This is a genomic window from Streptomyces albofaciens JCM 4342 (genome assembly GCF_008634025.1).
Taxonomy (GTDB): Bacteria; Actinomycetota; Actinomycetes; order Streptomycetales; family Streptomycetaceae; genus Streptomyces; species Streptomyces albofaciens.
In genome coordinates, this window is sequence record NZ_PDCM01000002.1 from 3038039 (window position 1) to 3056917 (window position 18879).

An 18879-nucleotide genomic window follows, 5' to 3' on the forward strand; every position below is an offset into this window, starting at 1 on the left:
CAGCTAACCTGCCCGCCATGACGACCTCGGAGCCCTCGGACCCCACCGCCTCCTCGGCCCCCGGCACCCAGGTGATCGCGGCCCTCCACGACGCGAGCGTCCGCCGCTTCACCACCGGGCAGGTCATCCTCGACGGCATCGACTGGACCGTACGCTCCGGTGAGCACTGGGCCCTGCTCGGCGCCAACGGTGCGGGCAAGACCACGGTGCTGCGGCTGATCGGCGCGCTGATGTTCCCGACGACGGGCACGGTCGAGGTGCTGGGCCACCGCCTCGGCACCGTGGACGTACGCGAACTGCGTGCCGCGATCGGCCTGGTCTCCAGCGCGCAGAAGGTGCCCCAGGACGCCACGGGCCACACCGTGGTCCTGACCGGTGCGACCGGAACCGTGCAGCCGCTGTGGGGGAAGTACGACGACGCGACCCGCGAGCGCGCGCACGAACTGCTGGCCGAGCTGGAGTGCAAGGACCTGGCGGACCGGCCGTACGGCGTGTGTTCCGGGGGCCAGCGGGCCCGGCTGCTCATCGCCCGCGCGCTGATGGCCGATCCGTCACTGCTCCTCCTGGACGAGCCGTTCAACGCGCTCGACCTGCCGTCCAGGGAGGACCTGATCGACACGATGCACCGCCTGGCCAAGGGCCGCCCCGGCCTGGCGACCGTCACCGTCACCCACCACCTGGAGGAGCTCTCCCCCGCCATCGGCCACGCGCTGCTGCTGCGGGAGGGGCGAGTGCAAGCTCTGGGGCCGGTGGCGGACGTCCTCACCGGCGAGCGCATGACGGCCTGCTTCGGCCGTCCCATCGAGGTGTCCCGCCATGACGGCCGCTGGCTCGCCCGTTCGGGACGGCGCTAAGGGCGCCGGCACCGGTTCGTTGCGGTAGCAGGCCGGGGTGGCGTCAGCGGTCCGGGTGGTGTCAGCGGTCCGGGTGGTGTCAGCTGTCCAACTGCTCGGACTTGACGCCCTCGGCGATCGCCTCGGCCACCTCCGCCGTACGTTCGCGCTCTTCCTTCGCGAAGCGTTCGGCGTCGAGCTGTTCGGCCAGTTCCTCGTCCTGGGCCATCAGCTGGTCCAGGTTGGAGTCGCCCAGCTCGAAGACGCCCATGTCCACGTACGCCTGCTGGAGGCGTTCGCCCCACAGGCCGATGTCCTTCACGCACGGCACGATGCGGCTGAAGAGCAGTTTGCGGAAGAGATGGAGGAATTTGGAGTTCTCGGTGAGGTGGGCGGCCTCCTGGTGGGGGACGCCGAAGTTCTCCAGCACCTCCAGGCCGCGCAGCCGGTCGCGCATCAGGTAGCAGCCCTCGATGACGAACTCCTCGCGTTCGCGCAGTTCGGCGTCGGTGAGCTGCTTGTAGTAGTCGCGCAGCGCCAGCCGGCCGAAGGCGACGTGACGGGCCTCGTCCTGCATGACGTAGGCGAGGATCTGCCGGGGCAGCGGCATGGTGGTGGTGTCGCGGATCATGCCGAAGGCGGCCAGCGCGAGGCCCTCGATCAGCACCTGCATGCCGAGGTACGGCATGTCCCAGCGGGAGTCCCTGAGGGTGTCCCCCAGGAGCGCCTGGAGGTTGTCGTTGACCGGGTAGAGCATCCCGATCTTTTCCTTGAGGAAGCGGCCGTAGATCTCCGCGTGCCGGGCCTCGTCCATGGTCTGGGTCGCGGAGTAGAACTTCGCGTCGAGGTCGGGGACGGTCTCCACGATGCGCGCGGCGCACACCATCGCGCCCTGCTCGCCGTGCAGGAACTGGCTGAACTGCCAGGAGGCGTAGTGCTGCCGCAGTTCACCGCGCTCCTGCTCCGACATCCGGTCCCAGTAGGGCGTGCCGTACAGGGCCACCGACTCGTCCGGGGTGCCGAGCGGGTTGTACGGGTCCACCTCCTGCGCCCAGTCGATGCGCAGGTTGGCGTCCCACTGCTTGTCCTTGCCCTTCTGGTAGAGGGCGAGCAGCCGTTCCCGGCCGTCGTCGTACTCCCAGCTGAAGCGGGCCGGGCTGCCGGCCGGCACGGTCCACTCGTAGGCGCCCGGGGCCTGTGCGTACAGCTCGCGGCTCGACATCCACGCCTCCTCGCTCGGCCCGACCCGCTTGCCGGGGACGGTCGTTGGCAGGCTCACACGAACTTACCGGCGGGTCAACAATTCGCGCACAGGGGATTGACGCGCTTGCTGACACGCAGTCTCATAAGACGGTGACCGCGGGTAACCCACGAGCGAGGTAGCCACAGCCATGACAACCGTGACGACAGCGACGACCGTGACGGAGCCGGAAGTCCTCCGGGACGCCCTCGGGCTGCTCAAGGACCGCGAGCAGGTGGCGGAACGGCTGCTCGACTCCTCCGCCAAGCACTCCTTCGACCCGGACACCGAACTCGACTGGGACGCGCCCCTGGAAGAGGGCAAGTGGTTCTGGCCGCCGGAGCTGGTGTCCCTCTACGACACCCCGCTGTGGAAGAAGATGTCCGAGGAGCAGCGGATGGAGCTGTCCCGGCACGAGGCCGCCTCGCTGGCCTCGCTGGGCATCTGGTTCGAGATCATCCTGATGCAGCTGCTGGTCCGGCACATCTACGACAAGTCCGTCACCAGTGCACATGTGCGCTACGCGCTGACCGAGATAGCCGACGAGTGCCGGCACTCGAAGATGTTCGCGCGCATGATCCAGAAGGGCGAGGCGCCCTCGTACCCCGTCTCCCGCCTCAACCACAACCTGGCGCGCGTCCTCAAGACCGTCTCCACCACTCCCGGTTCGTTCGCCTGCACGCTGCTCGGCGAGGAGATCCTCGACTGGATGCAGCGGCTGACCTTCCCGGACGAGCGGGTCCAGACGATCGTGCGCGGCGTCACCCGCATCCACGTCGTCGAGGAGGCCCGGCACGTCCGCTACGCCCGCGAGGAACTGCGCCGCCAGATGGTCACGGCGCCGCGCTGGGAGCGGGAACTGACCCGGCTCAGCTGCGGGGAGGCGGCCCGCGTCTTCTCCATCGCGTTCGTCAACCCGCAGGTGTACACCAACGTCGGGCTGGACCGGCGGGAGGCGGTCGCCCAGGTGAAGGCGAGCGGGCACCGGCGTGAGGTGATGCAGTCCGGCGCGGGCCGGCTGACGGAGTTCCTGGACGACATCGGCGTCCTGCGCGGCGTCGGCCGCAAGCTCTGGAAGAGCTCGGGGCTGCTGGCGTAGGCACCGGCGCAGCGCGGGTACGTACGCGCGGGTGCGCCCCGTGCTCCCGCACCCGCCCCGGCGCCTGCCCGACGGGGCGGTTACGCTGCTGGAATGAACGGCAGCGGCACCGCCCCAGCAGTACCCCGGCCCGCCTACCGGCGGCTCAGCGTCGAGGAGCGCCGCTCCCAACTCCTCACGGCCGCCCTGGGGCTGTTCGCCCAGCGCGCCCCGGAAGACGTGTCGCTGGACGACGTGGCGAACGCCGCGGAGGTCTCCCGTCCGCTCGTCTACCGCTACTTCCCCGGCGGCAAGCAGCAGTTGTACGAGGCGGCCCTGCGCAGCGCGGCCGACATACTGGAAGGCTGCTTCGACGAGCCGGAGGAAGGCCCGCTGACGCGGCGCCTCGGCCGGGCGCTCGACCGCTACCTGGCCTTCGTGGACGAGCACGACGCCGGGTTCAGCGCCCTGCTCCAGGGCGGCAGCGTCGTCGAGACGGCCCGTACGTCCGCGATCGTCGACGAGGTGCGGCGTACGGCCGCCGAGCAGATCCTGCACCACCTCGGCGCCCCCGCCCCGTCGCCCCGGCTGCGGATGGCGGTGCGTACGTGGATCACCGCCGTCGAGGCCGCGTCGCTGATCTGGCTGGACGAGGACAAGCAGCCGGCGCTGGACGAACTGCGCGACTGGCTGGTCGACCACTTCGTGGCGCTGCTGACCGCGACCGCGGCGACCGACGAGCAGGCCGCGCAGGTGACGCGCGCGGCGCTGGCGATGGAGTCCGGCGAGGGCCCGGTCGGCGTGCTGGCCCGGCGCGTCCTGCCCGTCGTGGGGGACGCGGCCCACCTCCTGTGACCGCCACCCGTCCGGCCGCATCCCCGCCGAACCTGGCCTGACCTGCGCTTTCACCGGCCGCCAGGAGGATGTGAGACTGGTGGGGTGAGAAGTGAGAACACCCCGTTCGTCGGCGGCCCGCTCGATGGACGGGTGCTGCCGGTCCTCGTCGGCGCGACCGGCCAGCCGCCGAAGACGTACGAGATCCCGGTGCCGAACGACGACGGCAGCCCGCCGACGGTGCACCTGTACCGGCGGGCGCCGGGCCGGGTGGGGCGGCTGGGGCTGCCACGGGGGTGGAAGTACGAGTACGACCCGGAGGGGAAGCCGCGGGGCGGGCCGAAGTGGCCGTGGTCCGGGCGGCGTTGATCACGCGGGCGACCGCATGGCCGGCCGCGGCGTCGGCCGCGCGGCGGACGGCCTCCCCCGGCGCGCCGTCCGGCACGTCCACTCTGGTCCGGACCATTGACAGTACTGGTCTAGTCCTGTTTGCTGCCTGCCCAGGGGGGAGCCGCGCTTGCGCCTCCCTGGCAAGGCCCCACCCCCGCAGGGGCGGCCCCTCCCGTTTCGGCACGCGCGTACGTCCCCTCCGTACCGCCGACGACAAGGAGCACCCCCCATGCGCCGCAGACGCCGCCTGTCCAGGAGACCCCTGACCGCCGCTCTCGCCACCGTCGCCGCCGGCCTCCTCGGCGCCACGGCCCTGTTCACCTCCCCGGTCCAGGCCGCCCCGGCCTCCGCGCCCGCACCGGCCGCCCGTGCGCGAGCACTCCCCGAGCACGCCCTCGTCGGCTACCTGCACGCCAGTTTCGCCAACGGCTCCGGCTACACCCGCCTGGCCGACGTGCCGGACAGCTGGGACATCGTCAACCTGGCCTTCGGCGAGCCGACCTCGGTCACCTCCGGCGACATCCGCTTCTCGCTCTGCCCCAGGACGGAGTGCCCGGGCGTGGAGAGCGAGGCGGAGTTCAAGGCCGCGGTCAAGGCGAAGCAGGCCGCAGGCAAGAAGGTGCAGATATCGATCGGCGGGCAGAACGGGCAGGTCCAGCTGACCACCACCGCCGCCCGCGACCGGTTCGTGCAGTCGGTCGGCGCGATCATCGACCGGTACGGGCTGGACGGCCTGGACATCGACTTCGAGGGCCACTCCCTCTCGCTGGCCACCGGCGACACCGACTTCAGGAACCCGAGGACCCCGGCGATCGTCAACCTGATCTCGGCGGTGAAGACCCTCAAGGCGAGATACGGCGCCGGGTTCACGCTGACGATGGCGCCGGAGACGTTCTTCGTCCAGCTCGGATACCAGTTCTACGGTTCCGGCCCCTGGGGCGGCCAGGACCCGCGCGCCGGCGCGTACCTGCCGGTCATCCACGCGCTCCGCGACGACCTGACCCTGCTGCACGTCCAGGACTACAACTCCGGCCCGATCATGGGCCTGGACAACCAGTACCACTTCATGGGCGGCGCGGACTTCCACATCGCGATGACCGACATGCTGCTGACCGGCTTCCCGGTCGCCGGCAACCGGGACAACGTCTTCCCGCCGCTGAAGCCGTCGCAGGTCGCCATCGGCCTGCCCGCCTCCCCGTACGCGGGCAACGGGCACACCGCGCCCGCCGAGGTGACCAAGGCCCTCAACTGCCTCACCCGGGGCACCGACTGCGGCAGCTACCGGACCCACGGCCGCTGGCCCGGCATGCGGGGCCTGATGACCTGGTCGATCAACTGGGACCGGTTCGGCGGCTGGGAGTTCCAGAAGAACTTCGACGCGTACTACGGGAGCTGACTGCGCCTCAGCAGCACACCGCGACCGCCGTCGGGCGCCGGGACACGCCTCCGGCGCCCGATCGGGTGAGCGTACCGCCCCGGTGGCCGCACCCCCACGGCGAAGATACGACCACCGTGGCACGATCCGAACGAATCGGACGGCGGGCCGCGGGTCCGCCGGAGCCACAGCGGTCCGTCGGAGGTGGGTTCGTGTCGCAGCGGTGCATGTCGGGTCGGTCCGGGACGGGCCGGATCGTACGGTCGGTCTGCGCGATGGCGCTGGTGGGCGCGGTCACGCTGACGCTGCCCGCGGCCCCCGTACACGCCGCTCCCGAGCCGGATCCGGCGGCGGCCGGGGAGGCCTCCAGGGCCGGGGAAACGGCCACATCTGAGGAGACGACGGATTCCGGTGACACCACCGACTCCAGCACCGCCGCTCTTGGAAACGACGCCTCCCCCCGCCGCCTCCTGACCCGCCTCCAGGACCTCTACCGCCGCGCCGAGCAGGCCACCGAGGCGTACAACGCCACCGAGGAGGACCTGAAGGCGGAGCGCGCGAAGTCCCGGGACCTCAACGAACGGCTGGCCCGTGCCCGCACGCGGCTCGCCGACGGACAGGCCGACGCGGGGCGGCTGGCCCGCCGGCAGTACCAGGGCAGCGGCGCCGCCGGGCTGTCCACGTACCTGCGCATGCTGCTGTCCGCCGATCCGGAGGAAGTGCTGGAGGAGGGCCACCTGCTCAAGGAGGCGGCCGGCAGCCAGGCCGCCGCCGTCGCGCGGCTGACCGGCGCCGAGAAGCGGGCCAACGGGCTGGCCCGGCAGGCGCGGGCGGCCCTGGACCGGCAGCAGGTGCTCACCGAGCGGCGCAAGCGGCAGCGCGACGCGGTGACGGAACGGCTCAAGGAGGTCGAGAAACTGCTCGCCACGCTCTCCGACGACCAGCTCGGAGAGCTGGACGCGCTCGAACAGCGGAGTACGGACGACGCGCAGGACCGTCTGCTGGCGTCCGGCGAGCTGAGCGGGTCGCGGGCGCCGTCGGCGAGCGGCGACCGGGCCGTACGGTACGGCCTGCGGCAGGTCGGCAAGCCGTACGTCTGGGGCGCGCAGGGGCCCGACTCCTTCGACTGCTCCGGCCTCACCTCGCAGGCGTGGTCGCACGCCGGGCGGGCCATCCCGCGCACCAGCCAGGAGCAGTGGCGGCGGCTCCCGCACGTACCGCTGCACGCGCTGCGCCCCGGCGACCTGGTGATCTACTTCCCCGGCGCCACGCACGTCGCGATGTACCTGGGCGACGGCATGGTGGTGCAGGCCCCGCGCCCCGGCACCAGGATCAAGGTCTCCCCCATCGCGGCGAACCCGCTGCTCGGCGCGGTCCGCCCGGACCGGGACGCGGCGGCCCTGCGCACCTATGTGCCGCCGCGGTGGTACTGACACCACCCCCGGGACTCACCCCTGCTCCATCGACTCCCCCGGCCGCGCGGCGCAGCATCGTTGCCGTGCGGCACACAGCCGTACGTGCCTACAGGGGAGGAACGTATGCGAGTTTTCGGAGGGCGGCGGTGGCGGAGGGCTTCCGCCGCGGGGCTGGTGACCATGGCGGTGGCCGCGCTGCTGCCGGCGGCCACCGGGCCCGCAGCGGCCGCGGGCGGCGCGCGCGTTCCGGCGCGCTACACGGAGCAGCGGCTCAGCTGGCACGCCTGCGACGGCAAGCCGTCGCTGGAGTGCGCGACGATGACCGTGCCGCGCGACTGGCACCACCCTGCTGACGGCCCGGACCTCGGCGTTTCCGTCTCCCGGCACCGGGCGGCCGACCCGGCGGCCCGGCGCGGTGTGCTGATGATGGCGGCGGGCGGGCCGGGCGGTCAGGGCCTGCTCAGACCGGCCGACTTCGCCGAAGGCTCCCCCGCGGTGGCCGCCGCGTACGACATCGTGAGCTTCAATCAGCGCGGGCTGCCGCTCAGCACACCCCTCACCTGCCAGACCAGGACGGAGTTCGACGCCTTCTTCGGCGACGACGCGCGGGACCGCTCGCCCGCGGCGGTACGGGGTGTCGTGCGGCGCTCGCGGCAGCTGGCGCGCGCCTGCCAGGAGCGCAGCGGCGGGCTGGCGCCGTACATCACCACCGACCAGACCGTGCGCGACATGGACCTGTTCCGCACGCTGCTCGGCGCCCGCAGGATCGCGTACTACGGCCCTTCGTACGCGACCATGATCGGCGCCTACTACGCGACGGAGTTCCCGCACCGCGTCGACCGGCTCGTCCTGGACAGCCCGGTCGGCTTCGCCGGCACCTGGCAGGCCTTCGAGGAGGGCCAGCCGCTCAGCTTCCAGCGCCGGTTCGAGCAGGACTTCCTGCCGTGGCTGGCCGCGCGGGACACCTCGTACCACTACGGGCGCACCGCGGCCGAGGCGAAGGAGAAGTGGGAGGCGCGGCGGCGGGTCCTGCGCGCGCACCCGGCCGACCTGGGCAACGGCCGGCGGGTGACGCCCAACGTGCTGGACAACGGTGCCGTCAACGCGATGTACAACGCGCGCCGCTTCGCCCCGCTGGCCACCGCGCTGGCCGCCCTCGACCACTGGGACACGGCCACACCGGCCGAGCGCGGCACGGCCCGGAAGGTCTTCGGCGACTACCTCAGTCCGGCGTTCCTCGCCGAGTTCGCCGCGGTGACCTGCAACGACACTCCGTGGAGCCGGGACATGGACGGCTGGGTGCGGCGTACCGCCGACTACACCCGGACGTACCCGCTGGCCGGGGCGCGGGCCCTGGCCTTCACGGCGACCTGCGCCGCCTGGCCCGCCTCCCACGCCCCGCGCGTCCACGTCACCGGCAAGGGCCTGCCGCCGACGCTCATGCTCGCCTCGCGGCGCGACCCTGCCGCCCACTACGAAGGCGCGCTCGGGGCCCACCGGGCCCTGCGCGGCTCCCGTCTGGTCACCGTCGGCGGCGGTGACCACGGCCAGTACCGGAACGGCAATCCGTGCGTGGACTCCCTGGTCGACCGGTACCTGCTGACGGGCGCGGCCCCCGCGCGGGACACCACGTGCCCGGCGCCGGGGACCACCGGCTGAATCCCGGCCGCTAGCCGAGCGAGGCGAGGTACTTCTGGGTCTTCTCCGCCTCGAAGAAGAAGTTCTCGAAGTCGGCCGGGTCGTTGAACCCGTTCGCGAACCGGTCGGCGACCGGCTGGAGCTGTCCGGCCGCGCCGATCAGGTTCAGCACGTGCTCCGGCGGCGGCGCCAGCATCGCGTTGGTCCACTTCGTGACGTGCCGGGCGGTCTGCCAGTAGCGGTCGAAGGCCGTCTGCATCCACTCCGCGTCGAAGGGCCGGTCGCCGTGCTCGATGATCGAGGCGAGGTACGAGGCGGCGCACTTGGACGCCGAGTTGGAGCCCTGGCCGGTGACCGGGTCGTTGGCGACCACGACGTCCGCGACGCCGAGGACCAGTCCGCCGGAGGGGAGCCGGCCGATGGGCTTGCGCACGGTCGGCGCGTAGCGCCCGGCGAGGGTGCCGTTGGCGTCGGTCAGCTCGACCTTGGTGGCGCGCGCGTACTCCCAGGGGGTGAAGCGTTCCATCAGCTCCAGGGTCGTCGCCAGGTGCTCGTTGGGGTCCCGGATGCCGGCGAAGACGTCCAGCGGGCCGCCGGGGATGCCCTCCCAGAAGAGGATGTCGGCGCGGCCCGAGTTGGTCAGCGTCGGCATGATGAACAGCTCGCCGACGCCCGGTACGAGGTTGCAGCGCACCGCGTCGAAGTCCGGGTGCTCCGGGCGCGGGCCCAGGCCGTGCACGTACGCGACGGACAGCGCGCGCTGCGGGGCGTCGTACGGCGAACGGGACGCGTCCCGCGCGAACATCGACACCAGCTCGCCCTTGCCTGCGGAGACCAGCGTCAGGTCGTAGCGGCTCGCGAAGAAGTCGAGGTCGGAGACGGCTGCGCCGTGGATGACGAGCTGGCCGCCGCGCTGCGCGAAGGTCTCCATCCAGCCGGCCATCTTCACGCGCTGGTCGACGGACTGCGCGTACCCGTCCAGCTTGCCCACCCAGTCGACGGCCCGCTGCGTGCCGCCGGGCTCCGCGTGGCTGCCGGGGGCGGCGACCGAGACGCCGAGGCCCTCGATGCGCGGGGCCTGGCTCTCCCAGAAGTTCAGCGCGAGGTCGCGCTCGTGCTGGAGCGCGGTGTGGAACATGCACTGCGTGGACATGACCCGGCCGGCGCGGATCTCGTCGGCGGTGCGATTGGACATGAGGGTGACCTCATAGCCCTGGGACTGGAGCCCGAGGGCGAGCTGGAGCCCGGACTGGCCGGCTCCGACGATGAGTATCTTCCGCATGGTTGTGCTCTCTTCCCAGGTACGGGGGGGGCGGCTCGGGCTATTCGGGAGTGGTTTCGAGGGCGTGCGCGACCAGCGCGAGCAGCGACTCGACGACCGTGATCCGCTTGCGCGCGTCCATGATCACGACGGGCACGTGCGGCGGCACGGTCAGCGCCTCGCGTACGTCCTCGACGGCGTACTCGGCCGTCCCCTCGAAGTGGTTGACCGCGACCACGTACGGCAGACCGCAGCTCTCGAAGTAGTCGAGCGCGGGGAAGCAGTCGTCCAGACGGCGGGTGTCGGCCATGACGACCGCGCCGATCGCGCCGCGCACCAGGTCGTCCCACATGAACCAGAAACGTTGCTGCCCCGGCGTACCGAACAGATACAGCACCAGGTCGGAGTCGAGGGTGATCCGCCCGAAGTCCATCGCGACCGTGGTCGTGGTCTTCTGCGGGGTGGCGGACAGGTCGTCCGTGCCCTCGCTGGCCTGCGTCATCACCGCCTCGGTCCGCAGCGGGGTGATCTCGGAGACCGAGCCGACGAAGGTCGTCTTGCCCACGCCGAAGCCGCCGGCCACCACGATCTTGGTGGCGATGGGGGCGCGGGAACGATCCGTCTGCCAGCTCTGGAGCCCCGCCTCCTCGTCGAGCACCGGTTCCCCGGCGGACACCTGCGGCGCTCCGGCCACCCCGGCCGCGGCGGCCGTCATCGTGTCAGAGCCTGCGAAGTCCACCCAACACCCTTTCCAGCAGCGCGCGGTCGGGCCGGCCGGTGCCGTGCCCGGTGCCGTAGACGCGGATCTTCCCTTGGTCGGCGAGGTCGCTGAGCAGCACCCGGACCACCCCCAGCGGCATCTTGAGCAGCGCGGAGATCTCCGCGACCGAGCGCATCCGGCGGCACAGCTCGACGATCGCGCGCATCTCCGGCATCACCCGGTCGCCCCAGTTGCCGGCGGTCAGCTCCCGCCGCTCCTCGGGGCCGTCCAGCGCGGCCACGAACGTCTCGACGAGCAGGACGTGGCCGAAGCGGGTGCGCCCGCCGGTGAGCGAGTACGGGCGCACGCGGGCCGGTTTGCGGTCCCCGCCGCGCACGGGGAGCTTCGGGCTCGTGCTCACTGGGCGCTCTCCATCGACTTGCGCAGCTCGCTGCGGAGCTCGGGGGTCAGGACGTGGCCGGCCCGGCCGACGAACAGCGCCATGTGGTAGGCGATGACGCTCATGTCGCAGTCCGGGGTGGCGTGCACCCCGAGCAGCGAGCCGTCGCTGATCGACATGACGAAGAGGCTGCCCTCCTCCATCGCGACCATCGTCTGCTTGACCGTTCCGCCGTCCATCAGCTGGGCGGCCCCCGTGGTCAGGCTGCCCAGTCCGGAGACGATGGTGGCGAGGTCCGCGCTGGATCCGCGCGGGCCCGCCGGCGTGTCCGGCTGCCCGGCCTGGAAGGCTGCGGCGGCGAGTCCCGGGTCGGAGGAGAGCAGCAGCAGTCCGTCGGAGGAGACCACCGCCACCGAACGGATGCCCGGTACCTCATCGACCAGATTCGTCAGCAGCCAGTGCAGATTCCGTGCCTGGCTGCTCAGCCCGTGAGCAGTGGGCGCTTGCGCCTTCAATCGCGTGCCTCCTCGACAACGTGGCTCTCTCCCGGGGCCCCCGCTCCGTCGGTGTCCGTCTGTGGGATGGTCTGCTCCGCTGTACGTTCCGCGATCTCGGCCTCGACGTCGCGCCGGCCGTCCCGCGCCCCCTGCTGGAAGCCGCCGAGCCGGGCCCGCAGGGCTTCGGCGTTGGCCGCCGCGTTGCCCGTACGGGGTGCGGCGGGGGGCTTCCGCGCCACGATCCGGGGCGTGCGCTTGGGCAGGCCCTGGTCGGTCAGCCGACGTGGCGCACCGGCGCCGTGGCCGGTGGTCGTGTCCGCGGCGGGCGCCGCCGGGCCGGGAACCGCCGCCCCGGGCGCCGGGTGCGCCGCTTCCGCGGGCCGGGTGTGCTCGGCCGTCTCCTTGGCGTACGGGCCGGGTGACTGCGGACCGTACGGGCTCGCGGCGGGCGTCGTCTCTCCGCCCGCTGTCGCTCCCCTTGCCGTGTCCACCGCCGCGTCCACGGGCGTGACCGGCTTGGCGGTCTGCTTCCCGGTCTGCGCCGCGGCCTGTGCTGCGGCCTGCCGCTCCGCGGCCCGTGCTGCGGCTGCTTCCGGAGCCGGGGCTGACGGCATGGCCGCGGCTGAAGCCGGGGCTGCCGGAGCGGCGGCTGCCGGAGCCGCGGTCTCCTCCGTACCGTGCGCGACACCGTCGGCCGTCCCGCCCTGCTCCAGACGCGGCAGTCGCGTCTGGAGCGTGTTGGAGTTGGCCTCGGCGACCGAACCGGGAAGGTTCTGGATGGCGCCCTCGCCGGGCGGGGCGGGCGCGACGGCGCCCGGGGCCGGCCGGGCCGGCAGGATGGCCGCGGGCAGCACGACGACCGCCGTGATCCCGCCCTGCTTCTGGTCCCGCAGCTGTACGCGCACACCGTGGCGCGCGGCGAGCCGTACGACGACGTACAGGCCGAGGCCCAGCGTCTCGTCCACCGGATCCGGATGGTCGTCGCTTCCGGCGGCGGCGGCGAGGCGGTCGTTCAGCTCCGCCAGCCGCTCCTCGGTCATCCCTATGCCCTGGTCCTGCACCGAGAGCATGACCTCGCCGCTCTCCAGCAGCCAGCCGGACAGCTCCACATGGGAGTCCGGCGGCGAGAAGGCGGTGGCGTTCTCCAGCAGCTCCGCGACGAGGTGGCTGAGGTCGTCGGCGGCGAAACCGGCGACCTGGGAGTGCGGCGGCAGCGACTGGACGCGGACCCGCTCGTACTGCTCGATCTCGCTGACCGAGGCGCGCAGCACGTCCAGCAGCGGGACCGGCGCCGCGTGCGCGGTGCCGTGCTCGGCACCGGCCAGCACGAGGAGGTTCTCGCTGTTGCGCCGCATCCGGGCGGCGAAGTGGTCCAGCTTGAAGAGGGTCTCCAGCCGGTCGGGGTCCTGCTCCTTCTGCTCCAGCGACTCGATGACGGTCAGCTGGCGCTCCACCAGGCCCAGGGTGCGCAGCGCGAGGTTGACGAACCGGCCCTGCACGCCGGTGCGCAGCGCCGTCATCCGCCCGGTGAGGTCCGTGATCTCCTGGCGCAGCGCCGCGCGCTCCTCCTGGAGCGCGTCGCGCTCGGCGACCAGGCGCTTGCGGCCGCCGATCAGCCGGGCGCGCTCGGCCTCCAGTTCGGCGACCCGGCGGGAGACCTCGCCGACCTGGGCGTGCAGGGCGTTGACGGACCGTACGGCGTCGGCGAACTCGTCGTTGCGCCCCTTGAACGCGACCGGGGACTCGCCCGCCGGGTCGGCCGCCACCCGCCTGGCGCCCAGCCGCAGCGCGGCGAGCGGACGGGTCACCGAGCGCCAGGCGGAGACGCTGGCGCCGACCGCGAGGAGCAGGCAGACGCCGGCCAGGGCGATACGGATCTCCAGCGCCGTCACGTCGTCGTCGCGCAGCGCGCCCAGCCGGTCGATGTCGGCGGTGGCCATCGACGCCTCGACGCCGCGCATCAGCCCGATCCGGGCGGTGAGCGCGGTCTTCACACGCGCGCTGCTCAGCTTCTGGTCGTCGGCGTCCAGCCGCGGCTGGTCGGTGAGCTTGGCGAGGAAATCCTCGGCGGTGTTCACGTCGCCGCCGTTGACGGCGCGGTCGTAGGAGTCCCGGGCCTTGGGGCTCGCCGACTGCTTGAAGGCGGCCAGCGCGGCCTGTTCGCGTACGGAGGCCTGCTGGGCGAGGGCGGTGAGCTTGGCCTGCGGGCCGCCGGCGGCCAGCGCCGGGACGAGCAGGGCGCGGGCCGCGGCCGCCTGGTCGGTGGCGCGGCCGAGCTGCGGCAGGGCCCGGAGGTCCGGGGCGACCTCGTTCGCGCGGGCGGGCAGGTCGCGGGCGATGGCGTCGGACAGCGCGCCGAGCGCCTGCACGGCGGCCGTGTAGGCCTCGAAGGTCTCGGTCACCTGTCCGGGCCCGGACAGTGCCTTCTGGCGGGTCTGCGGCAGCGCGGCGAGGAGCTTGTCGGCCGCCCGGTACGCCGCGTCGGCGCCGGCCGCGCCGTTCGCCACCGCGCGCAGCTCGCTGATCTGCCGGTCCACGCGGGCCCGCTGGGCTTCCGTGACGCCCGCGCCGCCGTTCTTGGCGGAGCGCCCGCCCGCGACGAACTCGGTCATCGCGTCCCGCTCGTCGGCGAGGGAGTGCGCGAGCGTGACGGCGTGGGCGTTCAGGCCGGCGAGGTCGACCAGCCGCTGGGAGTCGTGGACGTCGTCCACGGCGGAGACGACGGCGGGCGCGCCGGCGCCCAGGACGGCGAGCGCGGCGACGGCCACGGCACCGACGAGACGATTGCGCACCCGCGCGGGGCGCCCCGCGGGCGCGCCCGGGACGCCCGGGGTGCCGCCCGGAGCCGTACCCGTACCCGAACCGGCCGGCGATCCCGGCTCGACCGCGCCGTCCCGAAGCCGCTTCTTCCGCACCGCTGCTCGCATTCCTGTCTCGCCTGCCCACACCGTGTGGTCCCGCGGACCCGGCTCGCTCCCCGTTCGCGGGGCGGACCTGCGCGAAGACCGCAGCAATGCACACGTCCGCGAGGGAAGCAGCCCGGCTCTGCGCGTCGCGACGAGCGTCACGGCCCCTCCCATGATCCGGGCCACGACCATTCCACCGGCATCGCGCAGTGGCCCGGCAACGCATGCCTGGCCACTCGAATGAGTGAACATCAATCGGAAGTTGGCCATCAACTTCCGGTACCGGCCGTCGCGGCGTGCAACCCCCCGCAACCCCCGGACGGGTTTGGCGAACCGTGCGGGGTCCTGGAAGGATGCGCGCCCGCATTCCGGGGGACCGCGTTTTCCAGCCCCGCTCACGCCCCTGACCTGCTGCTACACGCCCCGTACCCGGCGAAGTCCGCACACCGCGGGAAACCGGGCGCGCTCCGGCAGACTGGCCGGCATGCGTATCGAACTGGCCACCGAGCCGGGAGACCCCCAACACCCGAACGAGGACTACGCGTCCGTCGCCCTCCCCGCCTCCGGCCAGGGCGGAGTGCTGGTCCTGCTGGACGGCGTGACCCCGCCGCCGTACGAGGTCGGCTGCGCCCACCCGGTGCCGTGGTACACCGCACGCCTCGGGGGCGCAATGCTCGAACTGTCCGGTTCATTCCGGGATATGACGCTCCCTGAGTCGCTTTCGGCCGCCATCTCCAGGGCGGCCGAAGTTCACCGCTCCACCTGTGACCTTTCTCACGCCCGCACTCCGCAGGCAACCGCGGTGGCCGCGCGCTGGTCGCCGGAGACCGTCGAGTACCTGGTTCTGTCCGATTCCGTACTGCTCGTCGAGCACACCGACGGCACGGTCCGGCCGGTCCTGGACACCCGCCTGGACGAACTCCCGCCCACCGTACAGGCCCTGCGCGAGGCCGTACGGGGACTGCCGCGCGGCTCCGCCGAACGCGCCGCCGCGGGCCGCGAGTACACCGCCGCGGTCGAGGCGCTGCGCAACGCCGAGGGCGGCTTCTTCACCGCCGCGGCCGACCCGGCGGTGGCCGCCCGCGCGGTCACCGGCTCCCTGCCGCGCGGCGAAGTGCGGTCCCTGACCGCGCTCAGCGACGGCGCGTCACGGTGGGTCGAGGTCTTCCGCGAGGGCTCCTGGGCGGACTGCGTCGCGGTGGTGCGCAAGGAGGGGCCACAGGGCCTGGTCGATCGCGTACGGGCGCTGGAGGCCGCCGACCCGGACGGTACGGCCTTCCCGCGCGGCAAGTCCCGGGACGACGCGACGGTGGTACTGGTGGAGCCGTAGGGGCGGGACGGGACGCGGGGGCCCGAAGAGGCGGGGCCGAAACCGGTCCGGCACACGTCGCCACACGGCCGGAAACCGCCTTATCCGGCGGGCGCCGCCCGGCCTACCTTTGACTCCGTGACCAGATTCGAAATCTGGTCACGGAGTCAGGAGGCGGCGTGGAACCGGAAGAGCGCACGGAGCGGGGCGAGCGGATCCTGGACGCCGCCTGCGAGCTGCTGCTCTCCTGGGGGTACCGCCGGGTGACCACCGACGAGATCGCCCGCCGGGCGAACGTCGGCAAAGGCACCGTCTATCTGCACTGGAAGACCAAGGACGCCCTGCTGCTGGCGGTGGTGCTGCGGGCCAAGTCGTGCGACCACGCCCGCCAGTTGGCCCGTATGCGGGCCGATCACCGCAACATCCTGCCCAGCCGGCTGCTGCGCTGGGCCCTCCTCGACTTCATGGAGGACCCGGTACTGCGGGCGGTGTACCTGGACGACTCCGACATCCTCGGCCGCCTGAACGAAGTCGCCAAGAAGGAGATGGCGGACCTGGTGGCGGAGAGCACCCAGACACTGCGCACCCAGCTCACCGCCCTGCGCGAGCACGGCCTCGTGAGAGAGGACCTGAGCGTCGACCAGCAGATGTACGCCTGCGTGTCGATCGCCGCCGGTTTCTTCCAGACGGAGGCGCTCTATCCCGAGTACGCGCCCGACCGGGCGGAGGACCGGGCCGACGTGCTGTGCCACACCGTACGCACCGCTTTGGAGACCCACGCCGATCCCGACCCACGGCTCATCGCCGCGGCCGCTCCCGGAATCATCGCGCGCTACCAGCGCCTGGAGGAGCTGAGCCGGCAGGAAGTGCGGCGGCAACTGCGCCCGTGATCCCCGATCACACCCCTGATCAGTAGGGAGAACGCACGATGACCACATCGCCCACCCAGTCCGCCGGGACCACCCCGCCCGGCTCCACCGATTCCACCACCGCCTCCGCCACCTCCGGCCCGGGCACCCCGCCCGCCGCCCTGCCGTCCTTCGTCGGCCTGCACCCGGGCGAGCCGAACGTGATGGAGCCGGAGCTGCTCAACGACCCGTTCACCGGTTACGGCAAGCTGCGCGAGCAGGGCGCGCTGGTCCGCGGCCGGTTCCTCGACGACTCGCCCGTCTGGCTCGTGACCCGCTTCGACGTGGTACGCGAGGTGATGCGCGACCCGCGGTTCATCAACAACCCGTCCCGCCTGCCCGGCCGTACGGACCCGGACCCGCGCGCCAAGCTGATCGAGCTGTTCGGCATCCCGGACCACGTGGCCCCGTACCTGGTGGACACCATCCTCACCAGCGACCCGCCGGACCACACCCGGCTGCGGCGCCTGGTCTCCCGGGCCTTCACCGCCCGCCGCGTCCAGGATCTGCGGCCACGGGTGGAACGGATCACCGACGAGCTGCTGGACCAGCTGCCGGACCACGCGCAGGACGGCGTCGTCGACCTCGTCGAGCACTTCGCGTACCCGCTGCCCATCACCGTCATCTGCGAACTGGTCGGCATCGACGAGGAGGAACGGCACCGGTGGCGGCAGTTCGGCGCCGCCCTCGCCTCCCTGGAGCCGAAGCGGATCGGCGCCGTCGTGCCGGCCATGGTCGAGCACATCCACGAAGTGATCCGCGAGCGCCGCACGGCCCTGCGGGACGACCTGCTCAGCGCACTCATCCGGGCCCGGGACGACGACGGCGGCCGGCTGAGCGAGACCGAGATGGTCACCATGGTCCTGACCCTGGTGCTGGCCGGCCACGAAACCACCGCCCACCTCATCAGCAACGGCACCCTCGCCCTGCTCACCCACCCCGACCAGCGGCGTCTGCTCGCCGAGGACCCGGCCCTGCTGCCCCGCGCGGTCCACGAGCTGATGCGCTGGTGCGGGCCGATCCAGGCCACCCAGCTGCGGTACGCCTCCGAGGACGTCGAGGTGGCCGGTACGAAGGTCCGCAAGGGCGACGCCCTGATGTTCAGCCTCGTCGCGGCCAACCACGACCCGCGCCACTACACCGAGCCGGAAAAGCTCGACCTGACGCGGCAGCCGGCGGGCCGGGCCGAGGACCACGTCGGCTTCGGACACGGCATGCACTACTGCCTGGGCGCCTCGCTGGCCCGGCAGGAAGGCGAAGTCGCCTTCGGCAAGCTGCTGGCGCGCTATCCGGAGGTGGCGCTCGCACTGCCCCACGAACAACTGGAGGAGCAGGAGCGCATGCGCCAGCCCGGGGCATGGCGGCTGCGGCGGCTGCCGTTGCGGCTGCGTCCGGAGATCTGACCCGTACGGAGCGCCACGGCGCTCCCCACAACGCCGGCCGTCCGCGGAGGAGGCGGCCGTCGTGCTGACCGGTCGAGAACCGGTGCGCGGACCCCGCTGGGCCGCGCACCGGCTCAGCCGTTACCGCCCCGGTCACCCTTCCCGGGCGTCCCGGCCGCGCCGCACCCCTCGTCCGCGTCCTGCTCGCCGTTCAAGCGGTGCAGAAGGCGGGCCAGTTCCGCCACCTCGCGGCGGTCCCAGGAGGCGAGCTGGCGGGCGTACTGGGCGCGGCGGCTGTTGCGTACGCGGCTGAACCGGTCGTGCCCCTCGTCGGTGATGCGGACGAGGACGGCCCGCCCGTCGGCCGGGTCGGGCTCCCGGGCGATGAGCCCCAGGTCCTCCAGGGCACGCAGCTGCCGGCTCATCGTCGCCTTGCCCACGCCGAAGTACCCGGCGAGGTCGGTGGCCCGCTGCCGGCCCGCGTCCGCGAGACGTACGAGCAGGCCGTACGCCGCCGACTCCAGCTCGGGGTGGACCGCCCGCGCCAGCTCGCCGGAGGTGGCGCGGGCGCGGCGCAGAAAGACCGCCAACTCCCGTTCCAAGGACAGGAACACCTGGTCCACACCACTGGGTTCGTCCGTCCCGGCCATGCCGTCGGGTCTGGTGTTGTGCACGTCAGCGCCCTCTCCCGCTTTCCGGACCGTGAAACTTGT

General features: G+C 72.6%; 16 protein-coding genes and 1 pseudogene. 10 read left to right on the forward strand and 7 right to left on the reverse strand.

Annotation, left to right across the window (positions count from 1 at the left end):
* The first annotated feature begins 17 nt into the window (after nucleotides 1–17).
* Entirely contained in the window at nucleotides 18–854 is an 837-nt protein-coding gene (locus CP973_RS33030; RefSeq protein WP_150247477.1) for an ABC transporter ATP-binding protein, read from the forward strand.
* Between the two features lie 79 nt (nucleotides 855–933).
* On the opposite strand, the gene CP973_RS33035 is transcribed toward CP973_RS33030, so the two are convergent.
* On the reverse strand, nucleotides 934–2055 hold the full coding sequence (locus tag CP973_RS33035; protein WP_150247478.1) for a ferritin-like domain-containing protein: 1122 nt from the start codon (nucleotides 2053–2055) through the stop codon (nucleotides 934–936).
* A gap of 169 nt (nucleotides 2056–2224) precedes the next feature.
* Here CP973_RS33035 and CP973_RS33040 point away from each other — a divergent pair, with 169 nt between their 5' ends.
* The 6 genes and pseudogenes from CP973_RS33040 to CP973_RS33065 all read left to right on the forward strand — a co-directional run bounded on the left by CP973_RS33040 (nucleotide 2225) and on the right by CP973_RS33065 (nucleotide 8824).
* Nucleotides 2225–3172, forward strand: coding sequence for an AurF N-oxygenase family protein (locus CP973_RS33040; RefSeq protein ID WP_150247479.1), 948 nt, complete (start codon nucleotides 2225–2227; stop codon nucleotides 3170–3172).
* 93 nt (nucleotides 3173–3265) lie between these two features.
* Nucleotides 3266–4006, forward strand: coding sequence for a TetR/AcrR family transcriptional regulator (locus CP973_RS33045; RefSeq protein ID WP_150247480.1), 741 nt, complete (start codon nucleotides 3266–3268; stop codon nucleotides 4004–4006).
* An 84-nt stretch (nucleotides 4007–4090) separates the two neighbouring features.
* Entirely contained in the window at nucleotides 4091–4354 is a 264-nt protein-coding gene (locus CP973_RS33050) for a hypothetical protein (RefSeq protein WP_150247481.1), read from the forward strand.
* 400 nt (nucleotides 4355–4754) lie between these two features.
* Nucleotides 4755–5771 (forward strand): annotated as a pseudogene (locus tag CP973_RS33055) (chitinase); the annotation flags it as partial.
* Nucleotides 5772–5977: 206 nt separating this feature from the next.
* Entirely contained in the window at nucleotides 5978–7183 is a 1206-nt protein-coding gene (locus CP973_RS33060; protein ID WP_244410168.1) for a C40 family peptidase, read from the forward strand.
* A gap of 105 nt (nucleotides 7184–7288) precedes the next feature.
* The gene (locus CP973_RS33065; protein ID WP_244410169.1) at nucleotides 7289–8824 is read left to right on the forward strand and encodes an alpha/beta hydrolase; all 1536 of its coding nucleotides are present in this window, start codon (nucleotides 7289–7291) and stop codon (nucleotides 8822–8824) included.
* 10 nt (nucleotides 8825–8834) lie between these two features.
* Here the strand turns inward: CP973_RS33065 and CP973_RS33070 are convergent, their stop codons facing one another.
* From CP973_RS33070 to CP973_RS33090, 5 genes are read right to left on the reverse strand one after another with little or no spacing between them, the layout of a single operon-like run.
* Nucleotides 8835–10085 (reverse strand): styrene monooxygenase/indole monooxygenase family protein, encoded by a 1251-nt coding sequence (locus CP973_RS33070; RefSeq protein ID WP_150247484.1) that lies wholly within the window; start codon nucleotides 10083–10085, stop codon nucleotides 8835–8837.
* A gap of 40 nt (nucleotides 10086–10125) precedes the next feature.
* Complete coding sequence (locus CP973_RS33075) at nucleotides 10126–10779, reverse strand: GTP-binding protein (protein WP_244410170.1); 654 nt, start codon at nucleotides 10777–10779, stop codon at nucleotides 10126–10128.
* A gap of 4 nt (nucleotides 10780–10783) precedes the next feature.
* The gene (locus CP973_RS33080; RefSeq protein ID WP_150247485.1) at nucleotides 10784–11185 is read right to left on the reverse strand and encodes a DUF742 domain-containing protein; all 402 of its coding nucleotides are present in this window, start codon (nucleotides 11183–11185) and stop codon (nucleotides 10784–10786) included.
* Complete coding sequence (locus CP973_RS33085; protein ID WP_150247486.1) at nucleotides 11182–11679, reverse strand: roadblock/LC7 domain-containing protein; 498 nt, start codon at nucleotides 11677–11679, stop codon at nucleotides 11182–11184. Before CP973_RS33085 ends, CP973_RS33080 begins: the two co-directional genes overlap by 4 nt.
* Nucleotides 11676–14588: a sensor histidine kinase gene (locus tag CP973_RS33090; RefSeq protein ID WP_244410171.1), complete on the reverse strand. Its 2913-nt coding sequence runs from the start codon at nucleotides 14586–14588 to the stop codon at nucleotides 11676–11678. The genes CP973_RS33085 and CP973_RS33090 overlap by 4 nt, the downstream gene beginning before the upstream one ends.
* Before the next feature lie 463 nt (nucleotides 14589–15051).
* Between CP973_RS33090 and CP973_RS33095 the strand changes: the two genes are divergently transcribed.
* From CP973_RS33095 to CP973_RS33105, 3 genes are all read left to right on the forward strand, one after another.
* Nucleotides 15052–15897 (forward strand): protein phosphatase 2C domain-containing protein, encoded by an 846-nt coding sequence (locus CP973_RS33095; RefSeq protein WP_150247487.1) that lies wholly within the window; start codon nucleotides 15052–15054, stop codon nucleotides 15895–15897.
* A 158-nt stretch (nucleotides 15898–16055) separates the two neighbouring features.
* On the forward strand, nucleotides 16056–16766 hold the full coding sequence (locus CP973_RS33100) for a TetR/AcrR family transcriptional regulator (protein ID WP_150247488.1): 711 nt from the start codon (nucleotides 16056–16058) through the stop codon (nucleotides 16764–16766).
* Nucleotides 16767–16804: 38 nt separating this feature from the next.
* The gene (locus CP973_RS33105; RefSeq protein WP_150247489.1) at nucleotides 16805–18187 is read left to right on the forward strand and encodes a cytochrome P450 family protein; all 1383 of its coding nucleotides are present in this window, start codon (nucleotides 16805–16807) and stop codon (nucleotides 18185–18187) included.
* A 113-nt stretch (nucleotides 18188–18300) separates the two neighbouring features.
* Here the strand turns inward: CP973_RS33105 and CP973_RS33110 are convergent, their stop codons facing one another.
* Nucleotides 18301–18816, reverse strand: a complete 516-nt coding sequence (locus CP973_RS33110) for a MarR family winged helix-turn-helix transcriptional regulator (RefSeq protein WP_150250633.1) — start codon at nucleotides 18814–18816, stop codon at nucleotides 18301–18303.
* Nucleotides 18817–18879: the final 63 nt, after the last annotated feature.